Annotated in this window: 1 protein-coding gene; it reads left to right on the top strand. The window is 36.0% G+C overall.

Annotated elements, in window-relative coordinates:
* Window positions 1-594, top strand: a 594-nt coding sequence (locus HX793_RS32280; RefSeq protein ID WP_178905621.1) for an integrase core domain-containing protein, incomplete at both ends; no start/stop codon positions are given.

Genomic DNA, 594 nt, shown 5'->3' with positions numbered 1-594 from the left:
GAAGAAATGATCAACTTCATCAAACAGATTGAATTAAAGCTCAAACGACCAGTTCGAAGAATCCGAAGTGATAATGGTTTAGAGTTCAAAAACATAACTCTAGACTCATTTCTCAAAAACAAAGGCATCGAACACAACTTCTCAGCCCCTTACACTCCTCAACAAAACGGCGTTGTTGAAAGAAGGAACCGAACTCTGTGCGAAGCTGCAAGATCAATGCTCATCTTTGCTGATCTGCCACAATACTTCTGGGCAGAAGCAATAGCCACAGCTTGCTACACTCAAAATCGTTCTTTAATTCATAAACATCTTCATAAAACACCATATGAAGTCATTAACAACCGAAAACCAAACATCAAATTCTTTCATATTTTTGGTTGTCGATGCTTCATAAAGAATAACAAAGATCACCTTTCAAAATTTGAATCAAGATCAGACGAAGGAATTTTCCTTGGTTACTCATTTTCTTCAGCTGCTTATCGAGTACTGAACAAACGTACTAGAGTAATTGAAGAAAGTACCGATGTTCATTTCGATGAATTTTATGTCAGAAAATTGGATCGTGAACATTTTGGTTCTAAAATGATCGATAAT

It is taken from the genome of Pseudomonas reactans, assembly GCF_013387025.1.
GTDB lineage: Bacteria > Pseudomonadota > Gammaproteobacteria > Pseudomonadales > Pseudomonadaceae > Aquipseudomonas > Aquipseudomonas reactans.
Note: the sequence above shows the minus strand (reverse complement) of the source record. Positions and strands in the feature narration are given on the sequence as shown.